The sequence below is a fragment of the Skermanella rosea genome (assembly GCF_016806835.2).
GTDB lineage: Bacteria > Pseudomonadota > Alphaproteobacteria > Azospirillales > Azospirillaceae > Skermanella > Skermanella rosea.
Window position 1 is genome coordinate 142,014 of the sequence record NZ_CP086113.1, and the last position, 19,185, is coordinate 161,198.

The 19,185-nt window shown below is 64.2% G+C and carries 18 protein-coding genes and 1 pseudogene; 7 read left to right on the plus strand and 12 right to left on the minus strand.

Features of this window, described 5'->3' with window-relative positions; all coding sequences use genetic code 11:
* Window positions 1-16: 16 nt before the first annotated feature.
* Window positions 17-541 carry a transposase gene (locus JL101_RS32005; protein WP_203102722.1) on the minus strand — a complete coding sequence of 175 codons (525 nt, stop codon included), beginning with the start codon at window positions 539-541 and terminating at the stop codon, window positions 17-19.
* Entirely contained in the window at window positions 542-865 is a 324-nt protein-coding gene (locus JL101_RS37040; protein WP_407697462.1) for a transposase, read from the minus strand.
* A gap of 294 nt (window positions 866-1,159) precedes the next feature.
* Between JL101_RS37040 and JL101_RS32010 the strand changes: the two genes are divergently transcribed.
* From JL101_RS32010 to JL101_RS32025, 3 genes are all read left to right on the plus strand, one after another.
* Window positions 1,160-1,384, plus strand: coding sequence for an antitoxin MazE family protein (locus tag JL101_RS32010; protein ID WP_203102655.1), 225 nt, complete (start codon window positions 1,160-1,162; stop codon window positions 1,382-1,384).
* On the plus strand, window positions 1,381-1,716 hold the full coding sequence (locus tag JL101_RS32015) for a type II toxin-antitoxin system PemK/MazF family toxin (protein WP_203102656.1): 336 nt from the start codon (window positions 1,381-1,383) through the stop codon (window positions 1,714-1,716). Before JL101_RS32010 ends, JL101_RS32015 begins: the two co-directional genes overlap by 4 nt.
* Before the next feature lie 997 nt (window positions 1,717-2,713).
* Window positions 2,714-3,811, plus strand: a complete 1,098-nt coding sequence (locus tag JL101_RS32025) for a calcium-binding protein (protein WP_203102658.1) — start codon at window positions 2,714-2,716, stop codon at window positions 3,809-3,811.
* 123 nt (window positions 3,812-3,934) lie between these two features.
* Here the strand turns inward: JL101_RS32025 and JL101_RS32030 are convergent, their stop codons facing one another.
* From JL101_RS32030 to JL101_RS32050, 5 genes and pseudogenes are all read right to left on the minus strand, one after another.
* The gene (locus JL101_RS32030; protein ID WP_203102660.1) at window positions 3,935-4,075 is read right to left on the minus strand and encodes a hypothetical protein; all 141 of its coding nucleotides are present in this window, start codon (window positions 4,073-4,075) and stop codon (window positions 3,935-3,937) included.
* A gap of 154 nt (window positions 4,076-4,229) precedes the next feature.
* Window positions 4,230-5,003: a calcium-binding protein gene (locus JL101_RS32035; RefSeq protein WP_203102662.1), complete on the minus strand. Its 774-nt coding sequence runs from the start codon at window positions 5,001-5,003 to the stop codon at window positions 4,230-4,232.
* Between the two features lie 342 nt (window positions 5,004-5,345).
* On the minus strand, window positions 5,346-6,590 hold the full coding sequence (locus JL101_RS32040; RefSeq protein WP_203102664.1) for a cytochrome P450: 1,245 nt from the start codon (window positions 6,588-6,590) through the stop codon (window positions 5,346-5,348).
* A 242-nt stretch (window positions 6,591-6,832) separates the two neighbouring features.
* Window positions 6,833-7,357: pseudogene (locus JL101_RS32045) on the minus strand (hypothetical protein); the annotation flags it as partial.
* A gap of 954 nt (window positions 7,358-8,311) precedes the next feature.
* A complete protein-coding gene (locus tag JL101_RS32050; protein ID WP_203102666.1) occupies window positions 8,312-9,058 on the minus strand; it encodes a response regulator in 747 nt (248 codons plus the stop codon).
* A gap of 533 nt (window positions 9,059-9,591) precedes the next feature.
* Between JL101_RS32050 and JL101_RS32055 the strand changes: the two genes are divergently transcribed.
* Window positions 9,592-10,551 (plus strand): cytochrome-c peroxidase, encoded by a 960-nt coding sequence (locus JL101_RS32055; protein WP_407697464.1) that lies wholly within the window; start codon window positions 9,592-9,594, stop codon window positions 10,549-10,551.
* Window positions 10,551-13,094 (plus strand): two-component system VirA-like sensor kinase, encoded by a 2,544-nt coding sequence (locus JL101_RS32060; protein WP_203102668.1) that lies wholly within the window; start codon window positions 10,551-10,553, stop codon window positions 13,092-13,094. Before JL101_RS32055 ends, JL101_RS32060 begins: the two co-directional genes overlap by 1 nt.
* Before the next feature lie 60 nt (window positions 13,095-13,154).
* Here the strand turns inward: JL101_RS32060 and JL101_RS32065 are convergent, their stop codons facing one another.
* Entirely contained in the window at window positions 13,155-13,562 is a 408-nt protein-coding gene (locus JL101_RS32065; protein WP_228435618.1) for a winged helix-turn-helix transcriptional regulator, read from the minus strand.
* A 102-nt stretch (window positions 13,563-13,664) separates the two neighbouring features.
* Here JL101_RS32065 and JL101_RS32070 point away from each other — a divergent pair, with 102 nt between their 5' ends.
* Entirely contained in the window at window positions 13,665-14,453 is a 789-nt protein-coding gene (locus JL101_RS32070; RefSeq protein WP_203102670.1) for an SDR family oxidoreductase, read from the plus strand.
* Window positions 14,454-14,543: 90 nt separating this feature from the next.
* Here the strand turns inward: JL101_RS32070 and JL101_RS32075 are convergent, their stop codons facing one another.
* The 4 genes from JL101_RS32075 to JL101_RS32090 form a co-directional block, all read right to left on the minus strand.
* The gene (locus tag JL101_RS32075) at window positions 14,544-15,383 is read right to left on the minus strand and encodes an alpha/beta fold hydrolase (RefSeq protein WP_203102672.1); all 840 of its coding nucleotides are present in this window, start codon (window positions 15,381-15,383) and stop codon (window positions 14,544-14,546) included.
* A 100-nt stretch (window positions 15,384-15,483) separates the two neighbouring features.
* Complete coding sequence (locus JL101_RS32080) at window positions 15,484-17,070, minus strand: GMC family oxidoreductase (RefSeq protein ID WP_203102674.1); 1,587 nt, start codon at window positions 17,068-17,070, stop codon at window positions 15,484-15,486.
* Between the two features lie 74 nt (window positions 17,071-17,144).
* Window positions 17,145-17,942, minus strand: a complete 798-nt coding sequence (locus JL101_RS32085; protein WP_228435633.1) for an alpha/beta fold hydrolase — start codon at window positions 17,940-17,942, stop codon at window positions 17,145-17,147.
* A 34-nt stretch (window positions 17,943-17,976) separates the two neighbouring features.
* Window positions 17,977-18,402, minus strand: a complete 426-nt coding sequence (locus JL101_RS32090; protein WP_228435619.1) for an organic hydroperoxide resistance protein — start codon at window positions 18,400-18,402, stop codon at window positions 17,977-17,979.
* A gap of 138 nt (window positions 18,403-18,540) precedes the next feature.
* On the opposite strand from JL101_RS32090, the gene JL101_RS32095 reads away from it, so the two are divergent.
* Complete coding sequence (locus JL101_RS32095; RefSeq protein WP_203102680.1) at window positions 18,541-19,011, plus strand: MarR family winged helix-turn-helix transcriptional regulator; 471 nt, start codon at window positions 18,541-18,543, stop codon at window positions 19,009-19,011.
* Window positions 19,012-19,185 lie beyond the last annotated feature (174 nt).

Consider the following 19,185-nt stretch of genomic DNA (forward strand, 5'->3'; position numbering starts at 1 on the left):
CCTACTTCCTTGCTTGTCAGGAGGCTCGGATAGACTCCGGGCGATCCGGGTTTCGACCTCCTGGGCCGGCCGGTCGGGCGTGCGAGCGCAAGGTGTCGCCAATGATGCGCTTGTCGCGGCTCATCGTCCCTTCGGCCCCGGCCCTCGCGTTGTAGCCCGAGGTTCGCTGCCGTCCCATGCGGCCCTGCTCGGCGATGGCCTGGATATGGCAGTCGCGCTGGGTTGGGTCCGTTTCGGTGGAGTCGCTCAGAACGGCCGTCGCCCGTGGCGGCACGACCACCGCGGCCCCTTGAGAGTGCACGGCCACAGCATCGTAAACCCGGTCCTGGTGATAAGCACCGTCAGCGACGGCTGCGGCAAGTGGCTCCTCAACCTGATCAAGCAGAGGTTCGAGTTCGGCGGCATCGTCGACTTCCTTGCTGGTCAGGGTCGAGGCGACGATCGTGCCGGTCTTCGCGTCGACACCCAGGTGCAGCTTACTCCAGGCCCGGCGGCGCTGAGTGCCATGCTTTTCGACCAGCCATTCGCCCGGCCCGCTCAGCTACACCCCGGTGCTGTGGACCAGCAGGTGCACCGGTTCATTCGCCGCCCGGGGCTGAAGGGCCACTGCCAGCGTCCTGGCCCGCCGGCTCAACGTCGAGTGATCCGGGTCGAGTGATCCGGCACCGGCAGGTCCAGCCCCATAAGCCCGAGCAGGGAGCCGACCAGTCCCTGGGGCTGGAGCAGCCGGCTGGTGGAACACCGCCCGCAGGATCAGCGACGTCTCGATCGCCAGGTCCGAGTAGCGCGCCTGACCGCCCGGCGTGATCCGAGGGGCTGCTCGCCAGGCCGCGACCGCCTCATCGGCATTGTACTTGTGCGGCATGCTCAGGCAGGGCGATCAGGCGGGGGCCTGCCCTGTATCCGACATCGCCCGGCCGGGCAACCGCGGCATCCCTGCACCAAACCAGCATGCGGCTCTCAGCTTCGGCGGGCCGGCTTCTATACCCGCCAAGCCCCGTGGCCGCCAGACGCAGGCTGATTTATTCGCCAACGTCACTCCCGATCGCAACCATAGTGGCGTCTTATCCAGGATTGAGTCCGAAACTTAGGAATTTCTGCTCATATGAAATCTTGCCCGACCCGTCTATGTTACATGTAACAGCTGGAAAGATATGCCATGCCTTCGACCGTCCGTCACCGTGTCCAGACCCACCGGGCGCAGCTTCGCGCGCAGGGACTGAGGCCGATCCAGATCTGGGTGCCGGATGTCCGCTCCCCCACGTTCAAGGAAGAGGCGCGGCGGCAGTCCCGTGCCGTTGCCGCCGCACCCGACGAAGCCGACACCATGGACTTCCTGGAGGATATCCAGGATCTTGGCGATGATGTCGGCGACAGGCCGTGAGGCGTGGCGATCTGGTCACCATCGCTGGCCGGATCGGCGGCGATTATGACGGCAAACCCCGGCCCGCGGTGATCATCCAGTCCGACGATTTTCCGGACACCGACAGCGTCACCGTTTCGCTGCTGACCTCCATCGGCATCGACGCCCCACTGCTGAGACTGCGCATCGACCCGGCGCCGGCCAACAACCTTCGCCAGACCTCCTGGGTCATGATCGACAAGATCGCGACCGTCAGGCGAAGAAACATAAGGGCCGTGTTCGGCCGCTTGAGCGATGCCGAACTGGTCCAGGTCAACCGCGCCTTGCCGGTGTTTCTCGGGATCGCGGGGTGAGCTCGACTTTGGCCATCCTAAATGGGACTGCGGACGACGTTGGCGCATAAATCGGCCTGCGTCTGGCGGCCACGGGGCTTGGCGGGTATAGAAGCCGGCCCGCCGAAGCTGAGAGCCGCATGCCGGTCAAAGTCAACCAGAGCTGTCGCCATAAGGTTGCGAAGGCTCGGTACCGCGTGCAGAACTGGTCAGCCTACGATGCGGCGCTGCGCCGGCGTGGTTACGAGGGCGAGCCCGTCAGCAGACCATTTTCCGCCACTCGCCGCGGTGATCATCCCGCCCCGATGGGCCGTCGTGCCAAGATCCACTTGAGGTCTTCAGTGCTGAGGTGGGGTGCCGGATAAATCCTGCTTGCCATCCCGCCAATCTGGGAAGCAAGGCCATGCTCCGGTATCTCTCATTCCATACGCTCAGCCAGTTTACCAAAAATGCTTGCCATCTCACCGCTCAGCCGGAAACCGTATCAGGCACTCGGCAACCGGGCACCGATGGCGGTGTGGCGTGACGGCGTCACCGGCCCGCTCGGCGCCACGGCTGTGGATATGACGCTGCGCTCGGATAACGCTCGCGCGCTGCCCACATCTCCACAGCCGCAACCAAAGGTGAAGGTAGCTTGATTTTACTTTAGGAGCGGCTTCCTCCAACTAGAGCTGTACCCGACCAGGTCGATCCGCCCGGGACAGCTGATCCAATGCGTTGCGCCATTGGCGCAACCTAAGATTGTCGGCCCGCATCACCTCCGCCCTGCATCGAGCCGTAGGTTGCGTCCATGGCGCAACACAGTGCGGCGAGTGGAGCGACCGGCTGCGAGGACCGGAGCGGTTCAACCTGATCGGGGACCGCTCTAAGCAGCCGGTCTCCGTGGTCCTCAAGGGCCGGTCCAGCTCAGTCAATTGCTCAATGAACCTGTGCCGAGGATATAATCTCATCGTTCCAGCACATGCGGGGCAACGTTATGACATGATTTTCAAAGATAAGTCAGCGCGACGGGGACGAAATGGCGGTAATCAGGGGAACCGACAAATCGGAAACCATGTATGGTACGGCCTCTGCCGACACCATCTATGGCTACGGCGGCAACGACAGCCTCTACGGCAGGGCAGGCAATGACCAGATCTGGGGCGGTGCCGGCGCAGACAGGATTTGGGGAGAGGAGGGTGCGGACAGGATCTGGGGAGGGAACGGCAACGACATTCTGCGCGGCCAGACGGGCGACGATAACGTCTACGCAGGCAACGGCAACGACACGGTCTACGGCGGGATAGGCAACGATATCCTGCACGGCGATGCCGGAACCGACAAAATCTGGGGCGATGCCGGCAACGACACGATCAAGGGTGGGACCGGCATCAGCTATCTCTACGGCGGTGATGGCAACGACCATCTGCACTACGACCCAACCAGCGACAATATCACCAATATCGGTACTTACTTGTCACCGACGGTTCTGGACGGAGGCAATAGTTACGATACGCTTTACCTTTACAGCCATGCCACTTTTACAGAGACCGGAACCGGACTGGTCAAGCGTGCACAAGTCGAGATCGACATAGAGTATGCCGGCAATTTCCTTTTCCTGGAGGGGCCGAGGCGAGTAGACCCATACATCAAGACCGGGACCTTCACGAACATCGAAGTGATCGTCGCCGGGGACAACACGCCGATTGACTTTTGGGGTTCCCAAGACAATAGGGGCATGACGGTCATCGGTTCCGGAGCCGATGATACGTTCACCAGTTCTTATGCGATCGACACTTTCGACGGAGGGGCCGGAAACGATCTTTTCCGGATGGTCGAGGGGTCGGGCGTCGATCGCGTATTCAGCAACGCCACCGACAGCGACACGTTTTACTTTACCGCCTATGATAACGGCGCTGCCGACATCACGGGTTTCAATGGTGCCGGTGTCGCCGGTGGAGATAAAATCATCTTTGCTGCATATAGGGAGTTTTACCCGGAAGCACCAGAGACCTATCTTCGCGTGTCAGAGTGGGACGACTACACAGAATTTTACTTCGGTGACGGAGCCATCTATGCGAAGGTGGATGCCGTAGGGCTAAAGCTTGGCCTGGATTACGATTTCCAGATCACCTGACTAGTGCAGGGACTCATTGAAGGGATGCAGCGGGAAGGCGCCTGAGCTTTTCCAGGATGGTCTCGGCGGTGCTCTGGTTGCAGGAAGGCGGGAAAGCGGATTGCTGCCCTACTTCCTTGCTTATCAGGAGGCTCGGATAGACTCCGGGCGTCCGAGATCGAGCATGCGGTTGAGGACGGTGACGGCGATCCGGGTTTCGACCTCCTGGGCCGGCCGGGCGTGAGAGCGCAAGGTGTCGCCAATGATGCGCTTGTCGCGGCTCATCGCCCCTTCACAACCCAAACCAACAATGCTGTACCCCTTCTCCGGCGTCCAGGTTATTGGTGGCGGAACATAAACGGGCGATGCCTGCCCGCAAGGGGCGGCCGGACAAGGTTCAGTTTCTCCACCCCTTGCCCGGCACTCCCTGGCATACTCCTTAGCCAATCAGGAAGTTCGCCTCGCTCAGGTCACTGGTCTGCAAGCCGACAAAGGTGATCGCGCCGACATCGGCACCGAGATCGAGAGAAATTCCGTAGGACTGCTGACTTAGATCGGCTAGAGGATCGAAATCCGGGCCGAAGCCGCTCAAGTCTATGACGTCCTGGCTCTTGTCGAAATCAAGGATCGCATCGGTACCGGCGGTATCGGGACGAAAAATGAACCTGTCTGCTCCGCCGAGTCCGACGAGGAGGTCGTTCCCCTCCCCTCCCTCGATCGTGTCACTGGCATTGCCGCCGATGATTACATCATTACCGGCATCTCCGACCAGGGTGTCCGGCGCGTGATTGTCCAGATCCAAATTGGCTACGGCCCTGATCAGGTCGTCACCCTCCCCACCGAAGATCGCGTCGGCCGCGACATCGCCGCCGCGCAGATCATCATTTCCGGTTTCGCCGAAAACCCGGTCTCCGTCCGGATCATTCCAGACGACGACGTCGTCGCCCTCGCCGCCGTACACGACGTCAGCACCAGCCATTCCGCCGACATTGTCGTTGCCGGCACCGCCGAAGATCAGGTCATTACCGCCTCCTGTGGTGATGATATCACTGCCGACGTTGCCATCGATGGTGTCATCACCCTCCCCGCCGTCGATCGTGTCGTCGCCCTCAAGTCCGTTGATGAGGTCCGCTCCGGCGAGGCCCTGGATCATGTCGGACTCAGGAGTGCCAACCAGGAAATCGTCTCCGTCGATACCGATAATATTGGACATTTTTTCATCCTGTTACTTGTAAGGGAAAGCCACCCACCTCTTTGGCGAGACGCATGGCGTGGCCGTGTCAAGTAATCGACACAAAAGAATTGGGTTTCATCATGTGCGTCTGAGCGTTCAAGATCTGATCAGCAGGTCCGACCCGTGGCACTGGATCGAGTATTGTTTGCCTTGGGCCGCAGCACCGCTATTGCGATCTACGTTTCTCGACGGCGAAGCCGGGCGCCGCAGACCGGACCCGAAAGCGGTGCGCATCATGATCCGGTATTGCATCGGCGGACGCCGGAACGCGGGTCCGCGGCGTCAGGAGCCAGGACCTGCCGTCTGCTTTCCGGGGCCTGATCAGGGAGGGTCCCAGCTGGCCATGAGCGCCTTGAGGCCGTGTATGGCGAAGTTCGGCTGCCACGAAGGTTCCTCGATATCCTGCAGCCGCATGCCGGGTAGACGGCCGAGAATGCCGATGAAGGCCTCCTGGCCCTCGATCTGGGTAAGCTGGGCGCCCAGGCAGAAGTGTATTCCGCCCCCGAACGAGAGCGGCCTGTTGTTCGAGCGGCCAAGGTCGAGACTATCAGGTTCATCGAACTTGGCGGGGTCGCGGTTCGCTGCCCCGACCAGGCACAGCACGACCTGGCCCTCGGCAATGGTCGTTCCGGCGATTTCGGTATCTTCGAAAGCGGTGCGGCCGACAAACTGCACCGGTGAGTCGTAGCGCAGCAATTCGGTCACGGCCGAGGGAAAGAGGCGCGGATTCAAGTGTAGCCGTGCGAGTTGGCCCGGGTTGCGGTGGAGAGCCAGCAGGCCGTTGCCGATCAGGTTGCGTGTCGTCTCGTGGCCCGCGGCGAAGAGCAGCCAGACATTGGCCAGCAGCTCGTCGTTGGTCAACCCGCCTTCGTCCCCGACCTGCACCAGGGCAGTAACCAGATCGTCTCCGGGGTCGCGACGGCGCCGCTCGAAGAGATCTGTGAAATACGCGCCCTGCTCCTCGAACATGGCATTGGCTTCGCGTAATTCCGATTCATTCATCGGAACCGGGTCAAGCATGCGGGTGCTTATCGCCGTTTCGTGGAAAAGCCGCCTGTCCTCCGCCGGAATTCCCAGCAGATCGCATATCACGGTGACCGGCAGGACGTGAGCGAAGTCGCGGATCACATCCATGGTGCCACGGGGCACAAGCTGATCAAGCAGTTCGCCGACCAGAGTCCGGATGCGCTGCCGCATCGATTCCACCCGGCGGGCTGAAAAAGCCTTGGTGACCAGTCCGCGCAGACGCGTATGATCCGGCGGCTCCTGCATCAGCATGGTCATGGCCATCAGTCGGAACGCCGTCTGGTCCATCATGCTGCGTCGGTAGATGTTCTCGAGAAGAGCCCCATACCGGCGTCCGAAACGTCGATCCCTGAGAATCTCGGAGCAGACGTCATAAGAGGTTGCGAGCCAGTAGTTGCCGGCGGGGTCCCATAGCAAAGGGCTTTGCTGGCGCAGCCAGTGGTACGTCGGGTAAGGATTTCGGATGAAGTCCGGATCTCTTGGATTGAACAGAGGAAGCGGACGCTTCGATACCATGTCGACTGTGATGTCTTCCATCATGATGCTTCCGTGGGATCTTCGGGAGGTTCGACACTGGGTTGTACTATTGTGTTCGCAGCGCCGAACATTCGGCCTGATATTTCCGGGTATTTCGCCGAGTGGATTTCAGCCTCGGCAAGTCGAACGCGTTTCGGTCAGTTTGGAGGCGCCAGGTGGCGGGGTGCGGAAGTTCCCGTGTCCGTCGGCGAAGAACCGCCGTTCCGGCCGCCTTGTCCGGCAGCCCGTTCCGAACCTTCGTCCGGTGCCTCTGCTGGGCCGTCAGGGGCCGTGAGTTTCATAACGACGAGATCGACCTTCTCATCGGGCCCGAATGGTCCCGGAACTTTCTGGCTGACGGGTGGCAGGCTGATCAGGTAGTCGGCAATGGCCCCGACATCCGATTTGCTCAGGTCGGCGAAAGCGCGCCAGGGCATGATCGGTGCCAGAATGCGTCCGTCAGGCCTGACCCCGGTCTGCATCGCGGCGATGATGTCATCCCTGGTCCAGCCGCCCAGCCCGGTTTCCCGGTCAGGTGTCAGGTTGGATCCGAAGAAGACACCCATGCCCGCCATCTCGAAACCTATGTCCGAACCGGCCAGGCGACGGAACGGGTCGGGCTTTCCGAGAAAATAGCCTGGTGTGTGGCAGTCGTTGCATCCTCCCAGATTCACCAGATACCGGCCCCGCTCGATCTGATCCGCGGAAGCCGCCTCGCGTGCCGGCAGCGGCGACTGGACATGCCTTTCGGCATGATCCGCTGTCGCCGGATGGAATATCCATGCCGCCATTACGGCACTTGCCGAAATGGCGAGCAGCACCACCGGCATCCGAAGTGATCCGTGCCTGCGTATCGGCTGGGTTTGGGGTGCCTGTTCGCCTGTCATGGGTCGATGCTCCTGTCCGTCTGACAGTCCCGAGAATGCGGCGGGAACGCTGCGGCGTTATTTCAGGAAACAGGAGTCGTGTTGCGTCTGTAACCCGCTCCGCTGCTGCCCGTTCGAGTGAACATGAGGCCCCGATGTCTTCGAGTGAACATGAGGCCCCGATGTCCAGGCATCTCCGCCCGTCCTGGGCTCAGTGCCCCGTATGATCAGGGGTTGGAGTGTGCCCAGCCCGGGGCAGTTGCCGTTCGCGAGCCTTGCGCATATTTGGCGGTGTTTCTCCGAGCCGGAGGGGAAGCTGCACATCATGCTGACCGTCCGAGATCGTTCTTGCGCGAGCATGCCGATCCGGATCGGCAGGGGCCGGGAATGCGCGCATGTTCCGGTCGTAACCACGGCCCGACATTCTGAAATCGCCTTCAAACAGATCGTCTGTAGGTCTGCCGGGGAGATGCGGCGTCCCGCGGCTGCACTCGGAATCTTGGATTTATCCCAGGGCCGCCCGGTGCCGCGAAACAATCGGCAGGGTCATGATGATCGGAAAATACGGGTTCTTCTTCGTATCGGGGCGCGGAAACCATGACGGCGGTGATGGTTATGCTTGCACGCTCCGCGGTTCACGCCGCCTGTGGTTCAGAGTTCGGATAGGGACAGCACGTCTGCTGGCTCGGGTCAGGAAGGAACATCACGACCGGCGGGAACGGGAATGGTTCAGCAGGGCGCGCAGGCAACAGCTGCATGACATCGGGGTGAACCGCATCGGATGCATGATCCATCCGGATCCGGAGCGGTTCGAGACGGGTCGGAGATGAGGCGCCCTATGCTTATCGTCACTCCTGCGAGGGGTTCCCCGATCAGATTTCAGAATGGTTCGACCGCGGCCGTGAATATGTAGCCGACTCCTCGTTCGGTCCGGATCATGCGAGGTGCGTTGGGATCGATTTCGAGCTTGCGCCGCAGCCGCAGGACCTTGACGTCGATACTGCGATCATAGACGTCCTCATGGATCCGCGTCGCCTGCATCAGGTGGTCGCGCGTCAGGGGCCGCTGCGGTGCCTCCAGGAAGGCCAGAAGCAGGGCATACTCGCCTTTCGTGAGGGCGACCTGATCGCCGCTGGGATCGAGCAGCCGGCGGGCCCGCCGTTCAACGCGCCAGCCACCAAACCTGTAGCCGCCGCGTTCCGGCTCCCGCGAGCGGCCGGCCCTGCCCATTTCCTGGCGTCGCAGCACCGCACGCACGCGTGCCATCAGTTCCCTGAGGCTGAACGGCTTGGTCAGATAGTCGTCCGCGCCGAGCTCCAGGCCGAGGACGCGATCGATTTCATCGCGGCGGTGCCCGGTGGTGATGATGATCGGCACGTCCGAGTGGGACCGGATCTGCCTGAGGAGGTCAAGACCGTCCTCCTGTCCAAGCCTCAGGTCGAGGATGATCGCACTGGGTTGCCGGTTCGATAGATGTCTGCCCAGTTCAAATCCGCCGGCAATGGCGACGGCCGGAACACCATTGTCCTCGAAGTAGCTCGTGACCATGCGCCGAATGGACGGATCATCGTCGATAACCAGTATGTATCCCGTCATCAGGGTGTCGCGCCGGGCACCGGCATCCATGCGTCCATCCGTGTTGCAACAGGCGGCGTTTCCTGGTTCTTCCGGCATGCTGGATGAATGTCCTTGCAAGTCCATGGATTTCCCTGTGTGGGGCAGGGCACCTGCCACCCAGGCCGGGGGCACCCGCCGAAGCGAGGTGGAGCACTGCCTGATGCGCCTCACAAAGCGCCAGCGTGAGACAACCGTACGGTCCTTGTGCGGCACTGGCGTGGCACGGAGAACCGGTCTTCCTGCCGGAGCAGCCGCATGTGATCCGGGTCGATACGGGGTCCGCTGCCTAGCATCGCAATGACACCCAAGCAAATTCTACAAAGATCATAGCTCCAAGAGGTAACGCGAGGTAGAAAATTACGGATGTAAGAAAATTCCGGTGCTTTGCAGTGATGCCGTAGCGCCCGTGCGCTTCAAATGTTCGTGAGGATGCATCAGGAGGCGTCATGTCATCGCAGATATCCGATCCAGAGGAACCCCCTCGACGCAACCCTCGCCGGTGGCGCGGAACGAAATCCGGAGGTGCCGGCGGTTCGAAGCGGGTGTGCTTGGCAGCGGTTGCCAGTGCCGCGGCGATCCTCACCCTGATCAGCGGCTTCGATGCTGTCCTGACCGCGTCCGTGGCAGAGCCGTCGCGACTGCCCGAGCGATACGCGGTCCGGACCGATGAGCCGCTGACTCCGATCCGGAACGTCCCCGAGCCGCGTACCGCCGGCGCAATGCTCGGCGAGCGGCTGTTTGCGGATCCCCGTCTATCCGGGGACGGTTCGCGCAGCTGTGCCACCTGTCACGATCTCGGCACCAATGGCGCTTCAGGGCGGAAACTCGACGAAGGGCTCGACGGGTCGGAGCTTCCCCTCAACACCAGTACCGTGTTCAATGCCGCGCTCAATTTCAGGCTCAACTGGGAGGGTGCGTTCCGCACCCTGGAGGATCAGGCACGGGCCACGATAGAGAATCCCCGCATCATGGGCAGCAGCGTCGATGAAGTCGTTTCCAGGCTGGCCGCGGATCCGGACATGGCGGCCAGCTTCCGGGATGCCTATGGGCGGGAGCCCGATGTCGCAGGCCTCCTGGCGGCACTCGCCGATTTCGAGCGGACGCTGGTGACCCCCGACAGTCCTTTCGACCGATGGCTGGAAGGGGATGACGGCGCCCTTTCGGCGGAAGAGCTGGAAGGCTATGAAGAGTTCAAGTCGCTCGGGTGCGCCGCCTGCCATCAGGGAGGCAACGTCGGAGGCAACCTTTTCCAGAGACACGGCATCTTCTACCCGCTGGCCTCGCCCGAGCCGGAGCTCCTTCGCGTGCCCAGCCTGCGGAACATCGAAACCACCGCACCCTATTTCCATGACGGCAGTGCCCCCACCCTTGAAGTCGCGGTCCGGAGGATGGCCAGGGCCCAGCTCAACTCCCAGCTGACCGATCGGCAGGTAAGTTCCATCGTCGCTTTCCTACGCGCACTGACCGGAAATTTCCGGGGCCGCCAGGTCGGAGCGCCGTGATGAGGGTCGGCTCGTTCGCGGCCGGAGCGGTCGCTCTCGTCTTGCTGCTGACGTGGATAGCCTTCCGCGGCATGAGTGCCGAGCTGGATGACTGGAAGCATGCCTCGACCGTACTGGAAAAGATCGAAACGGCGAGGAACATGATCGATCGAAATGTCCTGAGCGCCCGCACGGGCATTCTTCGGAACTATGATCCGATCGTCCGGGAAATCGGCCTCGTGCGAAGCAGTGTCGAACGCTTGCGCTCCGATACGGTCGGTGACGCCGAGATCGGTGATGCGGTCGGTGCCCTGCAGGAGGCCTTGGTACGGGACGAGAGATTGATCGAGGAATTCAAGAGCCGCAATGCCTTGCTGCAGAACTCCCTGGCCTATTTCGTCGTCCTGAACCAGAACCTCGAGGGCCAGAGCCAAAGCCAGGGCCAGAGCCGGGACTTTGCCGGGCAGATCGGGAGACTTGCAGCCGCCATGCTGCGGCTGACCCTCGATACCACGCCTGGATCGGCCGCGCATGTCGATGCCCAGCTGGATGTCCTGTTGATCACGAGCATTGCGACAGGAAACGTGGTGGCTGCGCAGCCCTTGCTGGAGCACGGGCGCATGCTTCGCGATCAGCTTCCCGCGACGGACGCCCTGCTCAGGGATCTCCTCTCCTCCCCGGCCTCGGGACATATGGAAGCTGTCCAGAGGCTGATCGAGGAGCGTGCCGCAGCCGCCGGGGCCGCAGCCAGCATGTTCCGGTACATGCTTTATATCATCTCCGTGCTTCTGGTATGCATGCTTGTATATCTCGGGGCACAGTTGCAGGCGCGGGCACGGGCGCTTCGGTTCCGGGCCGATTTCGAGCACGCGATCGCGGCCATCTCGACCCGCTTCCTGTCTTCAGGATCGGCTGATCCGACGTCGCATGTCGAGCGGGCGCTTTCGGAGCTTGCCGCCTGCATCGGTGCGGATCGCGCCTACTTCGTCGATGGCCGAATGGCAGGAGATTACCAGTGGAGCCGGAACGGCGTAGACCCGGCACCGGGTTGGCCTGAGCGGATGCGACGGCTTGCCGCGGCTTTCGAGCGCGGCGACAACGGAACCATCCATGTTCCGGCGATCAGGCGAAGCGCCCGGGCGACGACCCGCGCCAGGACCGGCCGGGAGATCGACCGCGGACCGGGCGACGCCATCGATCAGATGGCCGACGCCGGTCTCCACGCATGGGTCGGCGTGCCGTCCCCGGACGCCGAAAGTCCGGGCGGCATTCTGGGTTTCGACGCCCTGCGTCCTGGACCGATGACCAGGTGGCATGATTACGGCCTGTTCCGCATGGCATTCGACACCATATCGGCAGCCGTCGAGCGCGATTGGCTGACCCGCGAGAAAGAGCGGCTGGAGGCCGGCCTGCAGCAGGCGCGCCGGATGGAGACGGTCGGCGCCCTCGCCAGCGGAGTCGCTCACAACTTCAACAACATCGTAGGGGCAATCCTCGGTTATACCGAGATGGCGCGGGAGAGAGTGCCGCCGGACGGCCGGCTGGCGGAGAACCTCGACGAGATCCGGCTCGCCGCTGAACGGGCCCTGGCCCTGGTCGATCAGATCCTCACGTTCGGCCGGCGCGGCATCTCGCAGCGGAAGCTGACGCGGGTCCGGGATCTTGTCGACGAGACGGCCTCCATGCTCGCGGCATCCCTTCCGCCACGGATCGAACTCAGGGTCAGGGACTCTTCCGGAGATACCAGGATCCCTGCGGACCCGGCCCGCCTCCAGCAGGTGCTGATGAACCTGGCCGCCAACGCGGCGCAGGCGATGGACGGTGAAGGGGTCATCGACATCGCCATAGCGGCGATCGAAACCGGAGATGCGGTACGGCTTGGGTCGGACGAGCTGGGTCCGGGTCGGTACGCAACGCTCAGGGTTACCGACGGGGGCCGAGGCATGGACACGGCGACCCAGGAGCGGATCTTCGAGCCTTTCTTCACGACCCGGTCGGACGGAAACGGGCTCGGCCTGGCCACGGCGCGCGAGATAGTGCGCGAGCATGGCGGTGCGATCTCGGTCCGAAGCGCTCCGGGGGAAGGAACGACGTTCGAAGTCTGGCTGCCGTACGCCATCCCGGAAAGCCGTCCGAAGGAGTCGGCGCCTGGGCGGCAGCTTCCGGTGACTTCCCTGCGTGGCGAAGGTGAAACTGTCCTCATCCTCGACGGCGATGGTCAGCGATTGCTCCGCCTGGAAGAGATCGTGGCCGCGCTTGGCTACGAGCCGGTCGGGGTCACACGGGCGGAAGAGGCTGCGCGATCGCTCGGTCGGCCGGGTTCCGAGTTCGTGGCGGTTCTGATCTGCGAGCCCCGATCGTCGGCCTTCGACGTTTCAGCGCTTCTTCGCCGGGAAGCACCGGCGCTGCCGATCATCCTGGCAACGACATCCGCTGCCGATATCCACCCCCCTGCCCTCGCGGCCGCCGGCATCCGCGAGATCGTCCACAGTCCCGTGACCCCTGCGGAGCTTGCCCGCGCCTTGTCATTCTGTCGGAAAAGCCAGGAGACGGCCGCCGGATAAGCAAGCTGGGGCACCAGGGTTCCCGCCCCTGCCGGCGGGATATCTGCCTCCTCCTTGTGTTCAGCTGCCCGGCGTCTCCTCGATAAGCTTCGACCTGACCTCGGCGGGCGCGCCCTCCGCCCAGAGCAGCAGGGCGTCCAGCGCCGGACACAGGGACTGGCCCCATTCCGTCAGGTGATACTCCACCTTCGGCGGAACCTGGTGGTGGACGATGCGCCCGACCACGCCATCGCTCTCCAGCTGGCGCAGTTGCTGGATCAGCATCTTCTGGGAAACGCCGGGGATCGCCCGCTCCAGATCGGAGAAGCGCCGCACCTGGCCACCGAACAGCTGGAACAGGATCACGAGCTTCCACCGACCCTCCAGAACCCGGAGCACGTTCTGCACGCTCTGAGCCCCGGAATGAGGCGTATAGGATGCCCGCTTACCTTCAGGTGAGTACCTTACTTTTTCGTCCGTACTTGTCATCCGGAAAGCCTAGTAGCAATTTTCCACCGACGCAAAGTAATCCAGGAGAGAGCATATGGACACGAGAATGCCGATCGCGATCACCGCCCTGGAGATCGCGTGATGCCCGCCCTTATCGATCCGGCCGAGTTCCAGGGGCGCCGCGTCGTCGTTACCGGCGGCACCAAGGGTACCGGCCGTGCGACGGTCCGAAGATTCCTGGCGGGCGGCGCCCAGGTCCTGACCGCCGCTCGCAGCGGTGCCCATGGCCCGGAGGGGGCTCGGCTCGTGGAGGCGGACCTGACCACGCCGGAAGGATCCTCGAGGCTCGCCGAGGCGGCCCTGGAGCACCTCGGCGGCGTGGACATTCTGGTGCATGTGCTGGGGGGCTCCACCGCGCCGGGTGGGGGATTCGCGGCCCTGACGGACGATGACTGGCGCGCCGAGCTCGACCTGAACCTGCTTTCGGCGGTGAGGCTTGATCGAGCCCTGCTGCCGCAGATGATCGCGCGCGGCGAAGGGGCCGTCGTCCACGTCTCGTCGATCCAGAGGCGACTGCCGCTGTACGACTCCACGACGGCCTATGCGGCCGCCAAGGCCGCCTTGACGACCTACAGCAAGGCGTTGTCCAAGGAACTCGGGCCCAAGGGCGTGCGGGTCAACGTCGTCTCGCCGGGCTGGATCTACACGGAAGCCTCGGACGCCCTGATCACCCGGATCGCCGACAGCACCGGCGGGACGCCGGAAGCGGCGCGCCAAAGCATCCTGGACGCTCTCGGGGGCATCCCCCTGGGACGTCCGGCCCGGCCCGAGGAAGTGGCCGAACTCATCGCCTTCCTGGCCTCGGACCGGGCCTCGGCCATCCACGGCGCGGAACACGTCATAGACGGCGGAACGGTGCCGACGGTCTAGGACCCGTCGGGCTTTTCCGGCGCCTGATCGGCGGATCGCGTCCCGCGGCGTCGCATAGGAGCGCCGTGGGACGCGATCCGGCACGATCCCTCAGCCGATCGATCCAAGAAAGTCCGAAAGGATGAGGTTCACCTGCTCCGGTTGCTCGAGCGTCGCGCTATGTCCGCAAGCGTCGAGGATATGGAGACCGCACCCGATGCGCTCCGCCATCACGGCGCTCTCCGCGGCGGGGCGGGACCGGTCCTCGCATCCGGCGACGATGACGGTGGGAGCCCGGACCCTGTCCAGGACGTCCAGGGCATCCTCCCGGCCGAATATCAGGCGACCGAGAGGCGCGATCGTCCCGCGCAGGCGGGCCGCGTCGTACCGGGCGATCTGGTCGCGCAGGAGGATCGGCAGGTCCGGAGACCGGGTCGCGACATCCGGCGCGAAGAAGAGCGGGATGATATGCGACATGATCGCGTCGTTCACCCGTCCGTCGCGCTCGACCGCATCCAGCATGCCGAAATAGGTGCGACGGTTCGCCTCCGGTTCCGCGCCGAGATAGCTGTTGAGCAGGGCGAGGCCGGTCACCCGCTCCGGTGCCATGGCCGCGAGATGCGCGCCCCACATGCCGCCCATCGACGAACCGACCACCGCGAAGCGCTCGATTCCGAGGCGGTCCATCAGGGCGAGCATCTGCGCGGCGAGATCGGCATGCCGGCGCGTGTCCGCCGGCATCGGCCCGGAGTCGCCATGGCCCCACATCTCGGGGACGATGAGGCGGTATCGCGAATGCAGGGCATCGATCTGGGGCCGCCACATCCGCCAGTCCCAGAGGTAGCCGTGGCCAAGAAGCACCGCCGGCCCCCGGCCGCACTCGACCATGGAAAGCGGGCTGCCGGCGATCTCGAAAACGCGGCGGGTGGGCGGGTTGCTTTGAGTCGTCATCGTCTTCCCCGTGAGATAGGTGGCGGCCGCACGGCCGCCGGTCCCCGGCATGGCGGGATGCCTCGCCGGGTCGCCGAAGGGCGGTTGTCGAAGTGTCGGCCTACAGGCCGTGCCTGGCGCGGAGCCGCGCCGCCGCCTGCTCGCCGATGATCGCGCACGGCGCCTGGGTATTGCCCGTGGTCACGCGCGGCAGGATGGAGCCGTCCGCGACCCGAAGGCCTTCGACGCCATACACGGCGAGCGAAGCGTCGACGACCGACATGTCGTCGCGCCCCATCTTCGCCGTGCCGCATTGATGCCAGTAGGTGACGGCCGAATCGCGGATGAAGGCATCCTCCCCGTCGGCATGGAGGACGCCCGGAATGGCTTCGCGCGTGACATAGGGCTTGAACGCCTCGGCGTTTCCGAGAGCGCGGCACAGCCTGACGCAGGCCCGGGCCGTTTCCAGGTCGGCGGGGTCGGACAACATGTTGGCGTCGATGGCCGGCGGCTTGCGGGGATCGGCATCGCGCAGGCGGACGCGACCGCGGCTCTTCGGCAGCGCCAGCCCCGCGAACATCGTCCAGCCATGCTCCGGCACGCCGAGTGCCGCGGTGCGCTCGCTCGGCACCGGAAACTCGACCTGGCAGAACAGCAGGTCGGGGGCATCGAGTTCGGGGCGGCTCTTCCAGTACAGCGTGGCTTCGCTGCCGCTGTTGCGCGGTGCGATCGCCTCCTTGCATTCCCAGGTGCAGCCGAAGGAGACATGGTCCTGCATGTTCCGCCCGACTCCGGGCAGATGCCGGAGGACCGGGATCGAATGCCGCTCCAGCTCGGTCCGGTCGCCGATGCCCGACAGCATGAGCAGCTTGGGCGTGTTGATCGCGCCGGCGGACAGTATCACCTCGCAGCCTGCCCGGATCGCGAAGATGCGTCCGTCCTTCTCGACCTCGACGCCGCATGCCCGGCGACCGTCGAACAGCACGCGCCGCACCTGCGCGCCGGTCAGGATGGTCAGGTTGGAACGATCGGACCAGGGGTGGACATAAGCCCGGTACAGCGACTGGCGCCGGCCGTCGCGCACCAGCATGTCGGTCAGGGCCGCGCCGCCCGGCCCTTCCATCATGGCGCCGTTCGGGCTCCCGAACGTCGGGATGCCCAGTTCGCCCGCCGCGCCCAGCATCGCGTGCGCGAGCGGGTTGGGATCCTGGGCGGGCTGAACCCAGACGGGGCCGTCGGTGCCGCGGTAGCGCGGGTCCGGGGTCCCTCGCCAGTTCTCGATCCGCCGGTAGATGTCGAGGACCGAGTCGTAGCCCCATGCGGCATCGCCGGCTTCGGACGCGAAGAAATCCCAGTCGTTACGATGGCCCCGCGCCCACACCATCACGTTCACGCTCGAGCCGCCTCCCAAGCCCTTGCCCATCGACATGGACAAGGTGCGGCCACGAAGATGCGGGTTGGGTTCGGCCTGGAAGCCCCAGTCGCGCTCGCTTCCGAGATTGGTCGGCCAGCGGGCGGGATCCAGCACCGATTCTGCCTCGTCGCTTCCGCCGGCCTCGATCAGGAGGACTCGCACGTCGGGATTCTCGGCGAGACGACGGCCGATGACCGAACCCGACGCACCCGCGCCGCAGACGATGAAATCATGGTCGGTATCCGGTTCGGCGGCGAACCGCCGCCGATGTTCCTGCGGGTGATGGCTTGGCATCGTTTTTTCCTTTTTCGCGGATGCTTGTCGAGAGCCGGCAGTGCGGGGGAGCCGGCGCCGAAGATCAGGGAAGATCAGCGCGTCTTGCGCGGGCTTTCCGTCGCGGCCCGGTCGATCACGTCGGCGACGACCTTGGGCTGGGTCATGAAGACCGCGTGGCTGGCCGGCACCTCGGTGACCTTGGCGCCGATGCGGTTCGCCATATGGCGCAGCATGCGGAGGTCGAACGCCTTGTCATCGGTCGCGATGACGGCCCAGCTCGGCCTGGAACGCCATGCGGCCTGGGTCAGCTTGGTCCCGAAGGCCGACAGGTTGATCGGCACCTGCGAGTCGCGCATGAAGGCGGCGTCCGCGTCGCTCGCATCGGCGGCGAAGCCGATCTTGAAGTTCTCCGCCTTCACGACGCCGAAGCCGTCGCCCTGCGTGTCGATGACGAATTCGGCGGGTGTCACAAAGCCTTCATATTGCTGGGCCGTCGTTTCGCCCGCGTCGGGCGAGAGGGCGGAGACATAGACCAGACCGGCGACCTTCGGATCGACGCCTGCTTCGGTGATGACCGTGCCGCCCCAGCTGTGGCCGACGAGGATCGTCGGACCGTCCTGCCTGGCGAGCGCGCGCTTCGTCGCGGCGACGTCGTCGGCGAGCGAGGTCAGCGGGTTCTGGACGATGGTGACGCGATAGCCCCGCCGCGTCAGATCGTCATGGACGCCGCGCCAGCCCGACCCGTCGGCGAAGGCGCCATGGACCAGCACGACGTTGCGGACCGCCCGCTCCCCGATACCATGGGGGCCGTGGTTGGCCTGCTGAGCTTGGGCGGCGAACGGCAAGGCGACTACGACCGCGGCGACGGCGACGGCGCGAAGTTTGTTCATCATCGGAGATTTCCTTTCTTGAAGGATGGACGGCTCAGGCGGCCAGCGTGAGGCGAACGTCAAGGCCGCCGCGGGTGGCGTGCGAGTAGGGGCAGACGACATGCGCCTGCTCGACCAATTCCCGGGCGAGGCCGGCATCGATCCCCGGCAGAGCGATCGTCAGCGCGACGTCGAGCCCGAAGCCCTGGCCGTCGTCGCGCGGGCCGATGCCCACGGCGGCGGTGACGCTGATGTCGTCGGCGATCTTCACCTTGCGTTGGGCGGCGACGAACCTGAGCGCGCCAAGGAAGCAGGCGGCATAGCCGGAAGCGAACAGCTGTTCGGGATTGGCGCCTTCGCCACCGGCCCCGCCGAGTTCCTTGGGCGTGACGAGCGCGACGCTGAACGCGCCGTCGGTGGTGGCGGCGTGGCCGGTGCGGCCACCGGTCGCCGTGGCTGCGGTGCGATAGAGGATGTTCATGGCCATCTCCTATAGTTCGATAATTGTTATCGTGATAACAAAATGCTTAACACCCCGCATTTCCCTCGTCCAGAGAAAAATATCGCGATATTTATTTTCGCGATCGCATATCCCATATAGCGGGTGAAGGAGCATGCCATGACGAACGAAACCAACCGCCCGGTCCCGTTGGACGACCAGCTTTGCTACGCCATCTATTCGGCGGGCATCGCGATCCAACGCGCCTACAAACCCCTGCTCGACGCGCTTGGATTGACCTATCCGCAGTATCTCGTGCTCAACGTCCTATGGCGCGAGGACGGCCAGACGGTCGGGCGCATCGCCGAGCAGCTCGCGCTCGAATCGAGCACGCTCACCCCGCTGCTGAAACGGCTGGAGGCGGCCGGCCTGATCCGACGGACGCGCAATCCGGAGAACGAGCGGCAGGTAGTCATCGCGCTGACAGACCAGGGGCGCGCCCTGGAGAACAGGGCCGGATGCCTCGGCGAAACCCTGCTCGAGGCGTCCGGCCAATCCCCTGCGGAATTGGGAGACATCAACGTGAAGGTCAGGCGGCTGCGGGATGAGATCTACAGCCGCATCGGGCGCTGGAGCCTCGACCGTATCTGAAACCGGTGCGCAGTCGTGACGGGATCGAATGGAAACGGTGTGCCGCTTGGACGCGACTGCGCCAGATGCCGGTAGGGCTTGCGTGACCTTTCTCCCTGTTTCCTCCGAAACCCGATCGCCCTGGATCTGAAGCATCCGCGAAACCTAGCCCCACTACAGTCCTGGAACGGCTTT

Excerpts from the sequence above, each read along its gene's own strand:
- JL101_RS37040 (WP_407697462.1), bottom strand. The coding sequence starts at position 865 with ATGCCGCACAAGTACAATGCCGATGAGGCGGTCGCGGCCTGGCGAGCA.
- JL101_RS32010 (WP_203102655.1), top strand. The coding sequence starts at position 1,160 with ATGCCTTCGACCGTCCGTCACCGTGTCCAGACCCACCGGGCGCAGCTT.
- JL101_RS32025 (WP_203102658.1), top strand. The coding sequence starts at position 2,714 with ATGGCGGTAATCAGGGGAACCGACAAATCGGAAACCATGTATGGTACG.
- JL101_RS32030 (WP_203102660.1), bottom strand. The coding sequence starts at position 4,075 with ATGAGCCGCGACAAGCGCATCATTGGCGACACCTTGCGCTCTCACGCC.
- JL101_RS32035 (WP_203102662.1), bottom strand. The coding sequence starts at position 5,003 with ATGTCCAATATTATCGGTATCGACGGAGACGATTTCCTGGTTGGCACT.
- JL101_RS32040 (WP_203102664.1), bottom strand. The coding sequence starts at position 6,590 with ATGATGGAAGACATCACAGTCGACATGGTATCGAAGCGTCCGCTTCCT.
- JL101_RS32050 (WP_203102666.1), bottom strand. The coding sequence starts at position 9,058 with ATGGATGCCGGTGCCCGGCGCGACACCCTGATGACGGGATACATACTG.
- JL101_RS32060 (WP_203102668.1), top strand. The coding sequence starts at position 10,551 with ATGAGGGTCGGCTCGTTCGCGGCCGGAGCGGTCGCTCTCGTCTTGCTG.
- JL101_RS32065 (WP_228435618.1), bottom strand. The coding sequence starts at position 13,562 with ATGACAAGTACGGACGAAAAAGTAAGGTACTCACCTGAAGGTAAGCGG.
- JL101_RS32070 (WP_203102670.1), top strand. The coding sequence starts at position 13,665 with ATGCCCGCCCTTATCGATCCGGCCGAGTTCCAGGGGCGCCGCGTCGTC.
- JL101_RS32075 (WP_203102672.1), bottom strand. The coding sequence starts at position 15,383 with ATGACGACTCAAAGCAACCCGCCCACCCGCCGCGTTTTCGAGATCGCC.
- JL101_RS32080 (WP_203102674.1), bottom strand. The coding sequence starts at position 17,070 with ATGCCAAGCCATCACCCGCAGGAACATCGGCGGCGGTTCGCCGCCGAA.
- JL101_RS32085 (WP_228435633.1), bottom strand. The coding sequence starts at position 17,942 with ATGAACAAACTTCGCGCCGTCGCCGTCGCCGCGGTCGTAGTCGCCTTG.
- JL101_RS32090 (WP_228435619.1), bottom strand. The coding sequence starts at position 18,402 with ATGAACATCCTCTATCGCACCGCAGCCACGGCGACCGGTGGCCGCACC.
- JL101_RS32095 (WP_203102680.1), top strand. The coding sequence starts at position 18,541 with ATGACGAACGAAACCAACCGCCCGGTCCCGTTGGACGACCAGCTTTGC.